At 54.8% G+C, this 18058-nt stretch carries 14 protein-coding genes; 9 read left to right on the forward strand and 5 right to left on the reverse strand.

The annotated features are described in order from the left end of the window. Positions 1-74: 74 nt before the first annotated feature. From ACOOFE_RS15160 to ACOOFE_RS15170, 3 genes are all read left to right on the forward strand, one after another. The gene (locus ACOOFE_RS15160; protein ID WP_420410828.1) at positions 75-533 is read left to right on the forward strand and encodes a hypothetical protein; all 459 of its coding nucleotides are present in this window, start codon (positions 75-77) and stop codon (positions 531-533) included. A gap of 147 nt (positions 534-680) precedes the next feature. Continuing rightward, the gene (locus ACOOFE_RS15165) at positions 681-1877 is read left to right on the forward strand and encodes a lytic murein transglycosylase (RefSeq protein WP_420410829.1); all 1197 of its coding nucleotides are present in this window, start codon (positions 681-683) and stop codon (positions 1875-1877) included. Then, on the forward strand, positions 1877-2224 hold the full coding sequence (locus ACOOFE_RS15170; RefSeq protein WP_420410830.1) for an SMR family transporter: 348 nt from the start codon (positions 1877-1879) through the stop codon (positions 2222-2224). The genes ACOOFE_RS15165 and ACOOFE_RS15170 overlap by 1 nt, the downstream gene beginning before the upstream one ends. A gap of 182 nt (positions 2225-2406) precedes the next feature. On the opposite strand, the gene ACOOFE_RS15175 is transcribed toward ACOOFE_RS15170, so the two are convergent. From ACOOFE_RS15175 to ACOOFE_RS15190, 4 genes are all read right to left on the reverse strand, one after another. Then, positions 2407-4158 (reverse strand): B12-binding domain-containing radical SAM protein, encoded by a 1752-nt coding sequence (locus tag ACOOFE_RS15175; RefSeq protein WP_420410831.1) that lies wholly within the window; start codon positions 4156-4158, stop codon positions 2407-2409. Between the two features lie 254 nt (positions 4159-4412). Continuing rightward, positions 4413-6164, reverse strand: a complete 1752-nt coding sequence (locus tag ACOOFE_RS15180) for a caspase family protein (RefSeq protein WP_420410832.1) — start codon at positions 6162-6164, stop codon at positions 4413-4415. A 202-nt stretch (positions 6165-6366) separates the two neighbouring features. Then, complete coding sequence (locus tag ACOOFE_RS15185; protein WP_420410833.1) at positions 6367-6918, reverse strand: cupin domain-containing protein; 552 nt, start codon at positions 6916-6918, stop codon at positions 6367-6369. Positions 6919-7022: 104 nt separating this feature from the next. Next, on the reverse strand, positions 7023-7727 hold the full coding sequence (locus ACOOFE_RS15190; RefSeq protein WP_420410834.1) for a metal-dependent hydrolase: 705 nt from the start codon (positions 7725-7727) through the stop codon (positions 7023-7025). A 240-nt stretch (positions 7728-7967) separates the two neighbouring features. Between ACOOFE_RS15190 and ACOOFE_RS15195 the strand changes: the two genes are divergently transcribed. From ACOOFE_RS15195 to ACOOFE_RS15210, 4 genes are all read left to right on the forward strand, one after another. Then, positions 7968-10370, forward strand: coding sequence for an EAL domain-containing protein (locus tag ACOOFE_RS15195; RefSeq protein WP_420410835.1), 2403 nt, complete (start codon positions 7968-7970; stop codon positions 10368-10370). Positions 10371-10659: 289 nt separating this feature from the next. Then, positions 10660-12123, forward strand: coding sequence for a hypothetical protein (locus ACOOFE_RS15200; protein ID WP_420410836.1), 1464 nt, complete (start codon positions 10660-10662; stop codon positions 12121-12123). 138 nt (positions 12124-12261) lie between these two features. Then, on the forward strand, positions 12262-12747 hold the full coding sequence (gene ruvX, locus ACOOFE_RS15205) for a Holliday junction resolvase RuvX (protein WP_420410837.1): 486 nt from the start codon (positions 12262-12264) through the stop codon (positions 12745-12747). Between the two features lie 74 nt (positions 12748-12821). Further along, positions 12822-13748 carry an AEC family transporter gene (locus ACOOFE_RS15210; protein ID WP_420410838.1) on the forward strand — a complete coding sequence of 309 codons (927 nt, stop codon included), beginning with the start codon at positions 12822-12824 and terminating at the stop codon, positions 13746-13748. Between the two features lie 94 nt (positions 13749-13842). Here the strand turns inward: ACOOFE_RS15210 and ACOOFE_RS15215 are convergent, their stop codons facing one another. Further along, positions 13843-15522 carry an acyl-CoA dehydrogenase family protein gene (locus tag ACOOFE_RS15215; RefSeq protein WP_420410839.1) on the reverse strand — a complete coding sequence of 560 codons (1680 nt, stop codon included), beginning with the start codon at positions 15520-15522 and terminating at the stop codon, positions 13843-13845. 252 nt (positions 15523-15774) lie between these two features. Between ACOOFE_RS15215 and ACOOFE_RS15220 the strand changes: the two genes are divergently transcribed. Beyond that, positions 15775-16731 (forward strand): aspartate carbamoyltransferase catalytic subunit, encoded by a 957-nt coding sequence (locus ACOOFE_RS15220; protein ID WP_420410840.1) that lies wholly within the window; start codon positions 15775-15777, stop codon positions 16729-16731. 21 nt (positions 16732-16752) lie between these two features. After that, positions 16753-18054 carry a dihydroorotase gene (locus ACOOFE_RS15225; RefSeq protein ID WP_420410841.1) on the forward strand — a complete coding sequence of 434 codons (1302 nt, stop codon included), beginning with the start codon at positions 16753-16755 and terminating at the stop codon, positions 18052-18054. The last annotated feature ends 4 nt before the right edge of the window (positions 18055-18058 follow it).

The raw sequence follows: 18058 nt of genomic DNA on the forward strand, positions 1-18058 counted from the left end.
GGCCAACGTGTAGAGGCTTGTTAAGGCCCTGCCCCTATTCTTTTATCCTGGTACCAACCACAAGAGACGCAATCATGGCCGGAAAAACCCTGAAGTACTGTGGCTTTGCCGCCTTTCTGCTGATGCCGGTTCACGCATTCGCCGGCGGCACTGATTGCGTCGTCTATGCCACCGATTATGCCAATGCCCACGTTGGCAGCGGCGATATGGTCGGTGATGCGGTCTCCGGTGGCATGGCCGGAGCTGTCGCAGGTGGTCAGTGGAATCCTCTGACGGGCGGTGCCGAGCGCGGTGCAAGGGCTGGCGGTGCGCTTGGTGTTCTCAACAACCTCGGCTCCATCCCGCAAGGCTGGCAGGCGCTGTACGACATGGCTTACCAGATCTGCCGCCAACAAACCTCCGGTGCATCTGCAGCACCCAACCCATCCGGCCCGGGGACTGGCTGCCGGTCTTCAGTCGGCGTCAACAAACCGATGGAAGTCACCCCAGATGGCGGCCTAATGGCCGGTTCCGGTGGCCGGAACTGCCGCTAACTCGAACAAAACGTTGCGTCTATCGTGGATGAGTGCATCTCGCGCTCCGGAAACGGTTGACCTTTAAAACGAACCACCTTCAACTGAGCATCGATTTATTCCGGCCCGATCGGGTCACAAGATTCTCTTTGATGACAGGACAGGTTCATGACCGGCCGTATTTTGCCCAGTAAACTCTTTGCCGCAGCCGCACTGGCGAGTTTTACGCTTGCCGCTTCACCGGCGGCAGCCCAGCAATGCGGCGGCGACTTCCGGCAGTTTCTGGCAGGTGTGAAACAGGAGGCTGTATCAAAAGGGCTGTCCGCCAAAGCCGCCGACCAGACACTGTCAGGCGCCCAGATCGACCGCAAGGTTCTGTCCCGCGACCGGGCGCAAGGCGTCTTCAAGATGACCTTCTTGGATTTTTCCAAGCGGGTGATTTCCGGTTACCGGATGAAAAACGGCGCCGCCAATATGAAAAAATATGCGAGCGTGTTTGACCGCACAGAACGCGAATATGGCGTCCCGGCGCCTGTGATCACCGCCTTCTGGGCACTGGAGACCGACTTTGGCGCCGTTCAGGGCGACTTCAACACAGTCAACGCTCTGGCGACGCTCGCCCATGACTGCCGCCGTCCGGAACTCTTCCGCCCGCAACTGATCGCCGCCATTGAGATGGTTCAACACGGTGATCTCGACCCGCGCCGCACCACCGGCGCCTGGGCCGGGGAAATCGGCATGGTTCAGATGCTGCCCGAAGACATCATCAAATTCGGCAAGGACGGTGATGGCGACGGCCATGTACGCCTTAAGAAAAGTGCACCGGACGCGATCCTGACGGCGGGCGCTTTCATCAACCATCTCGGCTGGACGGCAGGCCAGCCGTGGCTGCAGGAAGTCATTGTGCCTAAAAACCTCAATTGGGCGGAGACCGGCCTGGGCAAAACAAAGTCCGGCAGCGATTGGGCCGCACTTGGTGTCAAATCGCGCTGGGGCCAGATATCCGGCAATCTGCCGGCCTCTCTGCTGCTGCCGCAGGGCCGCAAAGGACCGGCGTTCCTCGCCTATCCGAACTACAACATCTATCTGGAATGGAACCAGTCGTTCATCTACACGACTTCTGCTGCCTATTTCGCAACCCGTCTAGCCGGTGCGCCGCGCTACAATGCCGGAAACCCGGATCAGGGCCTGAACGACGCGCAGATGAAACAGCTGCAAACCAAATTGCGGAACATGGGCTATGACGTCGGCAAGATCGACGGCATTTTGGGCTCCGGCACCCGTGGCGCCGTTCAAGCCGTGCAGCAAAAACTCGGCATGCAGGCCGATGCCTGGCCAACCCCGGCATTGCTGAACAAACTCTGATGCAGGCGGTTACCCTTAGCACTTACCTGTTTTTGGGGGCTGCCATTGTCGCGGAAGTGATTGCGACTTCCGCGCTTGCAAGGGCTGAGAATTTCACCAAGCTGACGCCGACGATCATTACGATCGTCGGCTATGCCCTATCATTCTGGCTGCTGTCGTTTCCGATCCGCGTGCTGCCGACGGGCATTGTTTATGCGGTCTGGTCTGGTGCCGGCATCGTCTTGATCACCATGGTTGCCTGGTTTCTTTTTGACCAGAAACTGGACGTTCCCGCCCTCCTCGGCCTCGGCCTGATCATCGCCGGGGTCATTGTGATCAACGTCTTTTCCAAGTCGGTTGGGCATTAGTTCGAGTAGTACACTTTTGGGCTCACAATTGTCGTCCCCGACTTGATCGGGGATCCACTCACAATCCCACTTGTCAAAGCTATGAAAGATTGCGCATAGGCTCTGCAAACGAGTAGATCCCGGATCTCCGCTTTTGCGTCGTCCGGGATGACGATTGAAAGGTCTAACGTTACAGTCAGCCACTACTCCGCAGCCGTCACCTTCCCGGCAACGTCGGGAGCGCCGTGGGTTTTCGGTATAGCCTCCTTGAAGACCTGGATCAGCTCCATTTCGTTCTCTTCCGCCTCGGTGGTGGGGGTGAGCGCCAGATCCACGTAATTCCGGCGGTTTTCATCGGCCAGCACGCGCTTCATCGCCGGACGGAATTTCAGGAACAAGGCCGCCCAGCGCAAGCCGACCCACAGCGCTTCTGCATACCGCTTGGGATAGAAGATCAGCGGGTTTTCCAGTTTCATACCGGACCGGCGCTGGTCGCGGTGTTTGCGGCGGACGATGCCGCATTCAAGCGGATGTACCTTTTCGATCAGGATCGCGCCCAAAAAATGGATCATCGAGGAATAGAGCGCTTTGGTCCGCGCGCCGCGCGCCGCATCCCGCCGTAAAACCGTCTCGACATGCTCGGTCGTATAAAACTGCTTCCAGCTGTCGTAGTAGACCTTCTCCCACTCCTGATCCGACATAATCGGATGATGCGTAACCCGGTGGTTGAGATCGTATTTGTTAAAGTCCGGATCCATCCAGACATTCTTTGAGGCCAGAACCTTGTGATCTTCTGATCCCGGTAGCGGGGTTAGGAAAAAGAACTCAATAAGGTCGAGCGGCAGTTCCTTTTTGATGATCTCGATATTGCGGGCAATTTTCTCCGGCGTGTCATCCGGAAAGCCGAGAATGTAACCAGCGTAAGTGATGACACCTGCGTCTTTCCACGCCTGCAGCATCTTGCGGTATTCCCAGATCTTGTTCTGCTTCTTCTTCGCAGACGACAAGGCATCCGGATCGATGTTTTCAAGCCCGATAAACACCCGTGCGCAGCCAGCTCGCGCAGCCTTCTCAATGAAGCCCGGCAGACGGTAACACAGCGTGTCAACCTGAAGCGTCAGCTTGAATTTGAGCCCCGCCTCTTCGCGCAGCCAGATCAGACGATCAAGAATGGCTTCCCAATTCTTGTTTCGGGCAAAATCATCATCGGTGATGAAAAAACGATGGATGTTCTGCGCATCATTGGCGCGGATAATAGCTTCAATATCATCGGGCGTGCGGAAGCGGGATTTGCGGCCCTGGACATTGATGATCGTGCAAAACGAGCACTGGAACGGGCAACCGCGCCCGGCGTCAAAACTCGTGTAAGCGCCAGCCATTTTCCGCACCGCATCCGCAGGCAAGATCGGCTGCACGGCATTTTCCAGGCTCGGCAGATCCTTCATGAAATTGTAGAGAGGCTTCAGGTCTCCTTCCCAGGCATCCTTCAAAAGCGCATCCATGCGACCTTCCGCTTCACCGGCATAGATGGTCAGCCCCAACTCCTGCGCCGCTATGATTTCCGGCGGCACCTCGGGCAGCATCGCAATGCTGCCAGCTGCGTGAAAACCGCCGGCCGCTATTTGGATACCCGACGCAATAAAATCCCTGGCAATATCGACAGCCCGTGGAAACTGATTGGTCTGCACGCCGACCAACCCCACGAGACAGCCATCGGCCTGCTTCAATTTTGGGATGAGTTTTTTGACTTCAACCTTGGTGTTGGTTTCGTCGATCACCTCAATTTCAATGTCGACGTCGTCTCCCAGTACCCTTCTGTCGCGGCAGTCTTGGATCAGACCGTAGACGGACGCCAAAGAATTGGATGGGATCGGTGCCCGCAGCCACTGGATAACATAGCCTTCGTCGTCATAGTGCGACGGTTTAATCAAAAGCACTGAAAAGCGTTTGCGCATGAAATTCGATGCTCCGTTCAGCTAAAACCAAACCGGGATCGTAGGTATTTCCCCCATGGCTCATACTGACGGCGCATTTCCCCTTCCGCAAGGGAATTTTGAATCTGGATATGCCAACACTTCTATCTGCCAATTTGCACAGTCAGAGTTCACACGCCAATTAACGTTCAGTGTGTTCACAACCCTTCGCCGTTTATTGCCTGCATTGGCTTGTTCAGCAATTCATCCGTATCGGCAAAAGGCCCATCGTTTGTCTACTGCCAGCGGCAATTCCACGTGTCACCCTTTCTCATTCTTGTGCAGATTACCGACCGACCGCAGGCGTGTGTTCCTTTTATGCTATTCTGGCTCCTTGCCGAACCTAATCCCCAGAGTTGATGCGCAGCTGTGATTGCACTGGGACAGTTGCTTGCCGTCTTGCGGTTGCTCGATGCCCTGTTGTTTGGCTTAGACCCGGTGTTTGTTTTTCTTTCTTTTGCAACCGTCACGCATTTGCTGCCGACCAGTTTTTTCCCCGACGCGCATTGAATTGGACAAGCTCTCTCTGCAAGGTCTTTGAGCTGATTGATGAGTGCCGTGGAAGGTTCCAAAGATGCCAATTCAAGCGAACGGTACTCTTTTGCTTGCTCCAAAGCTGCCTTGCTTTTTCGCCCCCATAACCCATCCGCTTTCCCAACCGGGCAACCAAGGCGGATAAGCTCTGTTTGTACACTCCGGGCCAGTTCTTCCTTAGACGGTGAGGGCTGCACCGGTTCACCATCTTTGACCGGTCGCGCGGATGTGTTCCCTGCGAGCTGAGAAGCCTCACTGTGTAAACGTTCTTTGATATTTTCTGGGGCGACAGACTGTTTTTGTTTCTTTTCGAGCTCTGCAGCCCGTTCCGCCAACAGTGCCTCAATTCTGATTTCTGCCAATTCCGAATAAACACCTGCTGGATAGCGCGCAATGTAACTGCTAAATGATTTTGGATTTTTCGATTTTTGGATGGATTGCCAGAAAGCTATTTCAGCCGAAAGATCTGGTTGGACCGGCTGTTTTTTCTTGGCAGCGGCTTTGTTCTTTAATTCCTCAACTCGAACTATCGCAATGTCCGTAAATTGCCCTTTTGGAAAGCGTTTCAGATAGTTTTCGAAATAAAGAGCATTGTCACTGTTTTTGATTGTATCCCAGTAGGAGAGTTCAATTTTAGGGTCCACCGCAGGTGGCTTGGCTTTCTCGACAACAGCTGGCTTTTCCGGCACTTTCGGCCGCAAAATGATCTCACCTGTGAGAGATGAGTTTTCCCAAGGCACCTGCTTTCCGTTTGTCGCGGCTAGGACATCACGTCGAACCGCGATAAGGTCGCGTGAAATATCTTGACCAGGCGTCCCGAGATGTTTCAGAAGCGCCTTTGTGAATGGGCTATTTTTTCCTTGCCCGTCCAACGCCACATTGCCGGGCTGCGTAGCAAACGAAATTAAAGTACCGATTCCCGAACTTGTTTTAGCAAGTCCTCTTCCAACCGCCGTCGACCGCGTTCCCATAGAACGGGCAAGGTTTTCGGCAAGTGGGTTATCCCGGCAGGCATCCAGAAAGACCAAATTGGTTTTACTGGTTTGCTCCATTGTTCTCAGGATTAGGTTTATGGGGACAGCTTCGAACTCAAGATCCAACTGCGAGTTGAGCTGCGCATCCGTGGGCAGAATGTAGTTTTCGCCATGCACTTGAAGTCCATGACCAGCGTAAAAAAACAACGCAATGTCCGCTTGGTCGAGCTTTGAAACGAATTCATTGATTTTGATACGCAGTTTCTGGAGATTGAGATCTAATCCTTCGACAACGTCGAAGTTCAGGTCTTCCAGTTTCTCGGCCATTCCCTTCGCGTCGTTGTAGGGATTGTTGAGTTTCGAGACGTGTTGGTAACCCGAATTGCCAATAACCAGCGCTACGCGACGTTCTGCGTGAACTGTTTCTGAGTAAGAAAAAACTACAAGAACAAAAATCAGAAAACGAAATACCCAAACCACTCTACCGCCCCCATGACGTACGTGGGATCTTTGTTTGATTTTAGCTTCAAATTGTCAGGAAGATAAACCGCAACGGAAGCGATTTTTGAAGTAATCTCGTTAGTCAGCCCAATCGTCAGGTCGGGTGAACAGCACTTCTTGCATAAATTTCAAGAACAATTTTTCGCTCGTGCGTAGTAAAAAATCTGGCAATATACTTCATTTATTCGATTTTTTGCGTAGAACTTCCGCCCGGCGCCGCTTCCAGCACCGTCGCCTTGCCATCGTCACCCAAAAGGAACACAGCCAAGATCCGCACCGGACCGTCTCCAGTGTTTACACCGCGATGGGTGACATTCATGGCTTCCAGCAGCCCCTCACCTTTCCGGTAGATCTTTTTGCCGATCCCCTCATAGGTCACGGTTATCTCGCCTTCCAGTATGTAGGCAAAAAGCGGCGCATGGTGCTGATGCCAGTCGGTTGCCTCGCCCGGCGCCATGGTGACAACAAGGGAGCGCACCGATGGGTTTTCCTGCGGAAACCGGACAGTCTCACCAGCGACCGTTTTATCTCCGGAGAAGACGTCCCGAACCTTGTCGTAGGGTGTTTTTGCCGTTTCTTCGGCAGCTTTGGCCGCTTCGGATCCGGGCTTAGCCGCTGGTTGCGAGGGGGCCGGTTTGCCGTCCGGCGTGATCGCCTTGTCCGCTGCGAGGCTCGAGGACAGACCCAAGTTTAAGGCAAGTCCAAGACTTGCAATCCAGACGACCGGCCGCATGCTTTCTCCTGCGTTTCGTTAATAGGTTCAAGAGACCTGCGGATCAGAGCACTTCACTCCCCTGCCCCGCAGTTCTCGGACCCTTCAAGCGGCCTATTTTACGCCTAAATCTCGATCGATGCGCCTGGTGACACAGCCGCAACTTTCGAGCCGCCTGCGCCCATGGCACTTATGAAGGTATCCGTGTTCTGGTCCAGAATCGGGAACGTGCCATAGTGGCAGGGCACAATTGTGTCGAACTCGAAATAGCGCTGGCAGGCCATGGCGGCTGTCTTTCCGCCCATGGTGAAGCGGTCACCAATCGGCACCAGACCGATACTCGGCCGGTAAATCTCATTGATCAGCGCCATGTCGGAAAAAATGTCCGTATCGCCCATATGATAAATCACCTTTTGGCCAGGCACTTCAACAATCACACCGTGGGGATTGCCGAGATAAATCGCCTCTCCGTCGGTTTGTTTGGAGGACGAATGATCCGCGCGGACCATACCGACCCGGAAAGAGCCAGTGTCGACCATGCCGCCGGAATTCATGGGATTGATGTTTTCTATACCCTGCCGCGTCGCCCACATGCAGATCTCAAAGTTCGCCGTCAGCAACGCTCCGGTTGATTTCAGGATCTCAATGCTGTCGCCGATGTGATCGTCGTGGCCATGGGTGAGAATGACGTGGGTTACGCCGTCCGTCACCTGATCAACGCTCAGATCAGCTGGGAACATCGGGTTGCCGGTTAAGAAAGGATCAATCATGATCGAGGCTTCACCAGTTTCGATTTTAAAGGCCGAATGACCATACCAAGTGAGTTTCATAGGCTTACTTCATCCATACTAATAAAATTAACCGACTTCACAGCGCACCACCTGCAAAATAACAGTGTTGTGATTTCCTATGTTATCATAAAGACGTTTTTGCTACGGTGATGCAACATTAGACTTTTGCAACCAGAGCGCATTTAGACGGAAAACGAAGCACGGATTCAAAAGACAACAAATATAAACAACCTGTTTCCTGTGGCGGTGTCCCATTCGGCGATAAAAAGGATGTCAGAAATGAAAATCCGAAGCTATGTGGTTTTCTGTTTTTTGCTGGCTGCCTTGCTGCCCACCGTCGTCTTCAGCACCTGGTCGTACCGCGAAACAGTTTCGCGGGAGTTTTCCGAGGTGAAAGACCGGCATCTTTTACTTGCCCAGAAAGCCGCTGCGACACTGGATCACTATCATCACAATCTGGTTGCCGCAGTTGAGGCTGTCGGCAAGAGCTTGATGAAATCCAATGGCGCAGGTGAATATGCAAAGCTATTTGATCAGCTTAAAATCAAAGGCGTGATCATTTCTTATAAGACCGGTGGCCAAGTCATCTACTCAGCCGGAGAGAATTCCGTCGACACGGTCACCATTCCCAAGACAGTCCTTGCCGGCCTTATTGAAACGGCCGAGCCCGGAAAACCAAGTTTCTCAGACATCACGGCAACTGCAGCCGGTGAGAACCTAATCTATCTCACCCTGGAAAAAAGCGACCGCTTTCTGATCGGGCTAATCGCACCGGACTACATTGTCGCTCTGGGCAAAAGCATCGTTTTTGGCGAAAAAGGTCACGCCGCAATTGTCGACCGCTCCGGAAACGTTATTGCGCATCCACGAGATCAGTGGATGAAATCCCGAAAGAACATCGCAAGCCTTTCAATTGTTGGCAAAATGATGAATGGCGAAACCGGCATAGAAGAATTCTATTCGCCAGCAGTCGAACGCACTATGATTGCCGGATTCACAACCGTTCAAGGCCCTGGCTGGGGCGTAATGGTGCCACAGCCAGTTTCTGAGATATATGCAAAGGCTGACCAAGTTCACGCCTCGCTGATCCCAACGATTGCTATCGCCCTTGTATTGATCTTCGCAATCGGATTGTTTCTTGCCCGTTCTTTGTCCCGGCCAATTGAAGAATTGGCAGGCGCTATGCACAAGGGCGCCCTTGATCAAAAATTGTCACCGCTGCACATGCCCAGAAGTCTGGTTCAGTTTCAGGAAAACAAGGAAGTTTGCGAAAGCTACAACAGATTGGTCCAACGCATGACGCTGGCCAATGACCAGATAGAAAAACTGGCGTTTAGCGATCATGTGACCGGACTGCCGAACAGGAAGCATTTACAACTCCGGGCTAGCGCTATTCTCAAAGAGGCTGGCGAACCCAAGCGAGGTGGGGTTATCCTCCTCGTAGATCTCGATAATTTTAAAGAAATCAACGACCTGCATGGCCACCACACCGGCGATCAGCATTTAAAAAATTGCGCCCAAATCCTTTCCAAAGTGGCAGATGATGTTGCCTCGGCACTTCAAGGCCCCAAACCCTATGCTTCGCCGATCGTGGCCAGGATCGGCGGTGATGAATTCATTGTATTGATCCAGGGCCTGATGGGTGATCAAGCGATTCGTGCGTTTCTGAATACAGTTCAGGCAGCCCTCTCTAAACCTGTCCCAGAACTCAACATCACGCCTGGAGCCAGCATCGGCTGTGCCCAGTTTCCAAGTGACGGCGTGGAACTGAAAGAGCTGCTGAAGCGCGCGGACATCGCCATGTACCATGCCAAACGGTCAGGCAAAAACCGGACCCAGGTTTACTCTCCTCTTATCGGCACAAAGTCGATCGGCGAGATCCGGCGGGAACTGACAGCAGCCATCGAAACTGGGGGACTGTTCTTAGAATATCAGCCAAAGATCTGTACCAAGCGGCGTACGGTCATCAGTGTTGAAGCGCTCGCCCGCTGGAATCATCCGGAGCTTGGCCTGTTTCTGCCCAAATTCTGGGTTCCGACCTTGATGGGATCGCACACCATGTCCCGGCTTGGCGAATGGGTCGTAGCGACGGCGATGCGGGATTTGGCAGCTATCCGGGCGGAAGGCCATGATCTTTGGATGTCGGTGAACATCGGGTCTGATCATTTTGTGACCGGCGATTTCGCGGACAAGATTGAAGCGATCCGGAGCGATCAGAAATTCAGTGCTGAGCACCTGGAATTCGAGGTGACCGAAGACACACTTTTCAACTCCGAAGAAAGGGCGGTCCAAGCTTTCAATCGGCTTCACAGCCTCGGATATAAAATCTCAATCGACGATTTTGGCATCGGATATTCAAATATCACCCGGCTGGCAAATCTGCCGGTAGACTTTCTGAAAATCGACCAGTCCATTATCGCCGGAGCCAGCAAAGACCCGCGAATCCGGACAATTCTGGCGTCCACGATCGCCATGGCCAAAGACCTCGACTGCGCCACGGTGGCAGAAGGGATCGAAACGAATTTCCAAGCTGAGTTTGCAACTCAATTGGGCGCAAATTGTCTGCAAGGCTATTATTTTACGGGCAGTTTGCCGCTGGATAAACTGTTGGTCTGGCTTGACGAGCAACCCGGCCCAACAGGGCACTCCTACCTCCGCGAAACGGATGATAAAGTGGCGTGAACCTTTCCGGCCGCGCGAATGTTTTCGGACGTGAATCTGAAATTCATTTCGCCTCTGAGGGGACATGCAAAGGGCTACGAATTCGAGTGCCGCCAATTCGGCTGACAAGCTGACATATGAAGGTTTCTTCCCGCCCTTTTGGCAAATTGTCCAAACCCATTCTTGAAAATTCTCCTGTAGCTGGAAATAGAATTTCAACCGCTTCATGAGAAGTTCTTAAAGCATCATATGCTTTGTTATTTGACCTAGCGAAATCCCAGAAAGTGGCAATTTCCGCGCCATAGGACCTATGCCGAGTATTACTTCAGAGGAAATTTTTCAGATCCTGCTCGGAACTGAGCACTCAGGAAACTCGGCGACCGTTTATCGAGTTTCCTTTGCAGTGCCGAATTCGCTGTTAGGTCAATCTCACAGCGGCAATAACGCCGGTTTTTCTTTCGGGATTGTTCAGCTAGACGCCGGAAACAATAGTTTTGCGCAATCGGCGCTTTCGCAAATCCTTCAAAGCGCACGCGACACCGGTGCTATCGACAACACTCAGTATGTGAGATTGAGCCAATATATCGGCGCGAGCCGGCCAGACCTGGACCCAGTCCTTGCATCAACTTACGCCGCTGACAGATCCTTCCTGAATGACACCGTTTTTGGTCAGCAATATGCAAACGACATCGTCGATCTCTATAGCGAACAATATATTGCCAGTTCGCTGCTCCCAACTCTGCAAACCTTTCTAACGGTCATCGAAGAGAAATGGGGAACCGGGACAGTCTTTAGTAGCAGCCACCCGGATTACGCGTCGGCGCTGGCCATGATTACGTCAATCGCAAACCGCTTTGGCTCAATCAACGAAACAACGGCGCATTTTTTGGAAAATGAACCGTCCAGCCTTGCGGTGGTAAAAGCCAGGTTCGATCAACTCGCTGCCACAACCGTCGTCAATCCGCAGGATTGGGATCTCATCCTGATCGGAGCGGATCTCTGGCAAAGCCGATTTGGCGACACTGGCGGTGACGATATTCTTAACGGCACATCAGGGAGTGACAGCTTGTTCGGCGGAGCTGGCAATGACCTCGTGACTGGCGGTGGCGGCAATGATGTGGCTGACGGAGGAGACGGCCTCGACACCGCGATTTTTTCCGGTTCCAGGGACCAATACGCCATCTTCACAAGCAGTGACGGCAAACTCATCGTCAGCGATGCCGTCTCTAACCGCGATGGGACCGATACGGTTGAGAATTTCGAGAGTTTGCAGTTTTCCGGCAACACACTGGATATCACTACATCCCTGATCGAGCCAACTGACACTGACAACAGCGCTCATCAGATTTACCGCTTTTTCAATTCCAACACAGGTGCGCATTTCTTCACTTCAAACATTGAAGAACGAAACACGGTCATCGAAACGCTGCCCAGTTTTATCTACGAAGGCAACAGCTACGACAGCAACGCCACTTCGTCTTCCGGAAATGCCGTTTTTCGCTTTTTAAACGCTGATACCGGAATTCACTTTTATACGGCTTCCGAAGCCGAACGAGACTCTATTCTAGATCAACTGCCGAACTATGCTCTGGAAGGTATTAGCTACTACGCCGCACCGGATGGCAGCGCGGACGGACAGGCCCTTCATAGATTTTACAACACCGCCAACGGAACCCATTTCTATACGGTTTCAGAAGCAGAGCGGGACACGATCATCGAAACCCTCGGGCAGTATTCCTATGAAGGTATTGCGTATTATGTCGATCTGGCCTGATTGAAGCCGAGCTGGGCGTTTTCATCCCTCCCCGAAGATTATCAGCTGACTTGTTCGCGGAAGCAAATTGTCTGTACTCCGCCGTTTTTCGCAACGATGGACTGGATCGGCCATCGCCATGCTGATACATGCGGGGCCATGGCAAACGATCCCACCTTATCGCTTGAAGACTTTTTGGCAGCTGTCCCGGAGCGGACACGCCTGATCGGACTGGACCTCGGCACCAAAACCATTGGCCTTGCCCTCTCTGATCTTGGCCGCGGCATTGCGAGCCCGATGGAAACCATCCGGCGCAAGAAGTTTACACAAGACGCAGAACAGCTCTTGAAGATCTGTGCTGATCAAGAGGTCGGCGGGATCGTTCTGGGATTGCCGCTCAACATGGATGGCACCGAAGGCCCGAGAGCCCAGGCAACACGAGCCTTTACCCGCAATCTTGCGCAAAAAACAGAGCTGCCGATCACCTTGTGGGATGAGCGCCTGTCAACAGCGGCTGTCACCCGGACACTGCTGGAAGCCGACTCCAGCCGCGCAAAACGCGCCGAAGTGGTCGATAAGATGGCTGCTGCTTACATTCTTCAAGGGTTTCTGGACCGCCTCGGCCATATGGGCCTCGGGTCTTAATTTGTGTTTCCCGGCCTGTTTCTCAAACAGGTTTACACGCCGTTTGACACACTGAATTTGTTGAGAGCGCATCAATGCAGATGATTTTCTTTGCCCTTGCGCCAGTCATTCTGGTCATTGCATCCGGCTATTTGCTCGCACGCGCCAATCTGATCAGCGGTGAGCAATGGGTTGGGGTTGAGCGGCTTGCCTATTTCGTCCTTTTTCCAGCCGTTCTCTTCCGGACCATTGCGCTGGCAGATTTTTCCAGTGTCCCGACCCTCGACATGGGCGCTGCACTTCTATCAGCGATCGTGACGCTGGCCGTTGCCCTGCTCGCTGCCCGCACACTGATCGAACGGATCTGGGGCATTCCTGCGGTCCGCTTCACATCCATTTTTCAGGGAACACTGCGCTGGAACGCCATGATCGCGCTGGCGATTGCCGCCAACATCGGCGGGGAAACCGGACTTGCTATGCTGGCGGTCGCCATGGTGTTCATGATCCCGATCTTGAACGGGGCCAGCATTGTTGTACTGTCCCGGTACGCCAGCGGCACCCAACCAAACTTCGCCAAGATCCTCAAAGACCTCTTCACAAATCCCTTCATCTTGTCGATCTTTGCTGGCGTCTTGATGAACCTCAGCGGTTTGACCCTGCCAACGATCCTGGACGATACGCTGGAGATATTTGCCCGCGCGGCTCTGCCCATTGGTATCATCTGTGTCGGTGCTGGGCTCGACCTCAGCTCCCTGCGCCGCCCCGGCCCGGCGCTGACCATGGGAACTTTCCTGCGCCCGGTGTTCATGCCGCTGCTGGCGTTTCTTTTTGCCCAACTTTACGGCGTCACCGGTCCGGCACTGTCCGTCGTCATCATCGCATCGGCTGTGCCCTGCGCCAGCAACTCCTATCTGCTCGCACGTCAATTGGGCGGCGATGCCAAGCTGATGGCTGAGATCATCACACTACAAACCTTGGCCGCGACTGTGACCATTCCTGCAGCGCTGTTGCTGTTCACCTAAGGCGTTTCAGAATTCTTTAATCACGTCACCGCCGATCGCCTAAAAGCTTTGATTTCATGCAGCGTTAGGCGTTCAAGTTTTACCGGCAACGCCTTTAGGCTGCTGCCGGACAAAGGCTCTCAACAATTTCCGCGGCATCGATGCCAACCGGCAGCATGCCGTAGGTCGTTCGCCAGCCGCCGGAAAGCCGGGTTTTGGCGAAGGCGTCCGCGACATCATCCAGCGCCAGTTCTTTGAGCGCAGCCGCAGCACCGGTCAGTGCCAGCCGTTCGGTCAGTATCCGCGCCTGACCATTGTCGGATAGGGCTTTCGCCGCCAGGGGTTGGAGGTCTGTGCAGGTAGATACGATGGCTGGACCGCCACTGGACGAGAGTTCTTCCAGAACCAAACCTGGCGCTTCCGGATGACGGCCCAGCGCCCTGAGCACATCCAATGCCATCACATTGCCGGAGCCTTCCCAGATCGGATTGACCGGTGCATCCCGATAAATCCGTGCCATATCGAAGTCTTCGACATAACCATTACCGCCCAGGCATTCGAGCGCCTCATAGGTCAGCGCAGGCCCGGTCTTGCAGATCCAGTATTTGATCGCCGGGGTCATCAGCCTTGCGTAAGCAGCTTCCACCGGATCGCTATCTGCCCTGGCTGCGGCCCGCACCAGTCGCATGGCAAGCGCGGTCGCCGCCGCCACATCCAGCGCCATGTCAGCGAGGACCTGAGTCATTAGCGGTTGATCGATCAGATCAGCGCCAAAGACCTTGCGGTGGCGGCAATGATGCACGGCGCGGCTGAGCGCCGCCCGCATTTGCCCGGCAGACCCCAACGCGCAGTCGATGCGGGTTGGAGTTACCATATCGATGATCGTTGCGATCCCTCGTCCCTCATCTCCGAGCAGATACCCCTCCGCCCTGTGGAATTCCACTTCGGACGAGGCATTGGATTTGTTGCCAAGTTTGTCTTTCAGGCGTTGAAAGCGCAGGCCGTTGACCCGGCCATCCGGCAAAATGCGCGGGATCAGGAAACAACTTGGCCCGGTCGTGGTTTTTGCCAGCACGAGGAATGCATCGCACATCGGCGCAGAAAAGAACCACTTGTGCCCGGTAATGGCATAGCGCCCTTGATTGCCGGCCTCTGCCGTCGATGAAATGGCCCGGAGATCGGTTCCGCCCTGCTTTTCGGTCATGCCCATGCCGATGGTGATGCTGTTCTTTTCCGATATGGGAAGGAAGCGAGGATCGTAGGTCCGGGTCTGCATCTTCGGTAGAAAGTCAGCACAAACGTCCGGATACTTCGCCAGGACCGAAACAGCTGCATTGGTCATTGTGATCGGGCAAGTGTGCCCGGTTTCAGCTTGAGACGTGAGGAAAAACTTGGCGGCCCGGCTGATCTGAGTGGAAACACCGCCATCAAGCAGCGCGCTGTGCAATCCTCCGGCAAAAGAATGGCGCATCAATTCATGGTAAGCGGGATGAAACTCAACCTGGTCCGATCGGCGGCCGCGGCGGTCATGGGTCTTTAGAACCGGCAACTGGGTGTTGGCCAGACGTCCGAGCTCCAGGAATTCATGGGATCCAGTCTCGACTCCATGTGCTTCGACATCGGCCAACTCGCCATCATCTAAATGTCCTGCCAGACAGGCCCGCAGGATTGGATCTCCTTTAGCCAGGTTAATCCCACCATACTCGGGTGCCTGATTGATCACGTCATGGGTTGCAAACGCCTCAATTCCAGTGTCATCGGCGTCTTCAATTCTGGTGTCCAGCTGACCAGCCATGCGATTATCTCCTCCCGCCCGGCGCTCTTACTCGCTCCGTTTACGTAAACGTAATAGAAAAATTCATCTGGTGGCAACAGCTGGATTTGATGCAATGCGATAATCGAAGCGGACCAACACCCGCACTGGGAAAAAAGCCAAGGCAATAAATTTGTCCGTTTGATCAAAGTTTTAGGCCGCATGTGGACAGCGGGCAGAGACCAATTTCTTGCCTTGTGCCGTGGCGCAATTTCGCCTAAAGGAATGGTCTCGATGAGCGAGCAAGAATCCTATCGAGACAACCCTTTCCCCCATCGTCATTTGCTGGGCATTGAGGGTCTTCACCCCCACGAAATACTGGGCCTTCTGGACCGTGCCGAAGAAGCCGTGGAGATTTCCCGGCAGGTGCACAAGCGCAAGCAGGTGCTTGAAGGGCGGACCCAGATCAATCTGTTCTTTGAGGCGTCCACCCGGACCCAAAGTTCGTTTGAGCTGGCGGGCAAGCGGCTTGGGGCCGATGTCATGAACATGGCGGTCTCCCAGTCCTCAGTGAAAAAAGGCGAGACGCTGATCGACACGGCGGCAACGCTCAACGCTATGCACCCGGATTTGCTGGTCGTGCGCCATCATGCGGCCGGTGCGGTCCACCTACTCGCCCGGAAAGTCGGCTGTGCGGTGGTCAATGCCGGCGACGGTCCGCATGAGCACCCGACACAGGCCCTGCTGGATGCGCTGACAATCCGCCGTCACAAGGGCAAGATCGCCCGGTTGACGGTGGCGATCTGTGGCGACATTGCCCATTCCCGCGTAGCCCGCTCCAATATCATACTTTTGAACGCGCTTGGCGCCCGGGTCCGGGTCATTGCCCCCTCCACGCTGCTGCCCTCCGGCATTGCCCAAATGGGCGCCGAAGTTTTTCAGGACATGCGTGAGGGATTGAAGGGTGCAGACATCGTCATGATGCTGCGTTTGCAGCGCGAGCGCATGAACGGCGCCTTCATCCCGTCCGTGCGGGAATACTACCGCTACTACGGGCTGGATGCCGAAAAACTGTCTCACGCCAAGAACGATACGCTCGTCATGCATCCTGGCCCGATGAACCGGGGTGTTGAGATCGATCCGGCCATTGCCGACGGCCCGCAAAGCCTCATTCGCGAACAGGTGGAAATGGGTGTGGCCGTCCGAATGGCCGTGCTCGAAGCCCTCGCCGCCAACCTGCCAACATCATAAGCCAACCAGAGGACAAATATCGTGGCACTCGACACACCCAAACCTCTGGTTCTCTCCAACGCCAGAGTGATTGACCCGGCGCGCGATCTGGATGCGCCCGGCTCGATCATCATCGCCGACGGCACGATCCTGGCCGCCGGCCCGGAAGCGGCCAACCAGGGCGCGCCTTATGGCGCAGACGTCATCGACTGCAAGGGCGCCATCGCCTGCCCCGGCCTCATCGACATGTGCGTCTCCGTTGGCGAACCGGGCGCAGAACACCGCGAAACGCTCGCCAGCGCTTCTGAAGCGGCAGCGGCTGGCGGCATCACCACCATCTGCACCATGCCGGACACCGACCCGGTGATCGACGATCCGGCCCTGGTCGACTTCATCCACCGGCGCGCCCGCGACACAGCGAGCGTCAACGTTCTTCCCCTTGCCGCCCTCACGAAAGGACTTGAGGGCACAGAGATGACCGAGATCGGCCTTTTAAAGGAAGCCGGTGCGGTCGCCTTCAGCAATGGCCACAAGTCGGTAAAGAACCCGCAAATTCTGCGACGCATAATGACCTATGCCCGTGATTTCGATGCGCTGATCATCCACCATACCGAAGATCCGGATCTGGCTGGCGGGGTGATGAATGCCGGCCTAAATGCCAGCTGGAAGGGCCTTTCCGGCGTGCCGCGGGAAGCGGAAATCATCATGCTGGAGCGCGATCTGCGCCTTGTTGGCATGTCGAAGGGCAAGTACCACGCGAACCTGATCTCGACCTCCGACAGCGCCGATGTCATCCGCACCGGCAAGGACCGGGGCCTCAACATCACCGCTGGTATCTCGATCAATCACCTGACGCACAATGAAAACGACATTGGCGCCTACCGCACCTTCTTCAAAATGTCGCCGCCCTTGCGCGATGAAGACGACCGCCAGGCCATGATTGCCGCGATTGCCGATGGCACCATCGACATCATCTCATCCAACCACGACCCGCAGGACGTGGAAACCAAACGCCACCCCTGGGCGGAAGCCGAAGACGGCGCGATTGGCCTGGAAACTCTGCTCGCGGCGGCCCTCAGGCTCTATCATTCAGAGCAAGTGGGTTTGAAGACCTTGCTGGCAAGCATGACTGTCAATCCGGCCAACCGCCTGGGACTGGAAACCGGCCGCCTTTCAAAAGGCGCTCCGGCCGATGTCACCGTCTTTGACCCCGAACGCCCCTGGGTATTGGAAAAGAGCGCCATCCGCTCGCGCTCCAAAAACTCTCCGTTCGAAGACGCCCGCTTCTCCGGCCGGGTGATGCGAACCGTGGTCGGCGGCAAGACGGTTTTTGCACATGGGTGAGTAA

This window comes from Roseibium sp. (assembly GCF_965216085.1).
Lineage (GTDB): Bacteria > Pseudomonadota > Alphaproteobacteria > Rhizobiales > Stappiaceae > Roseibium.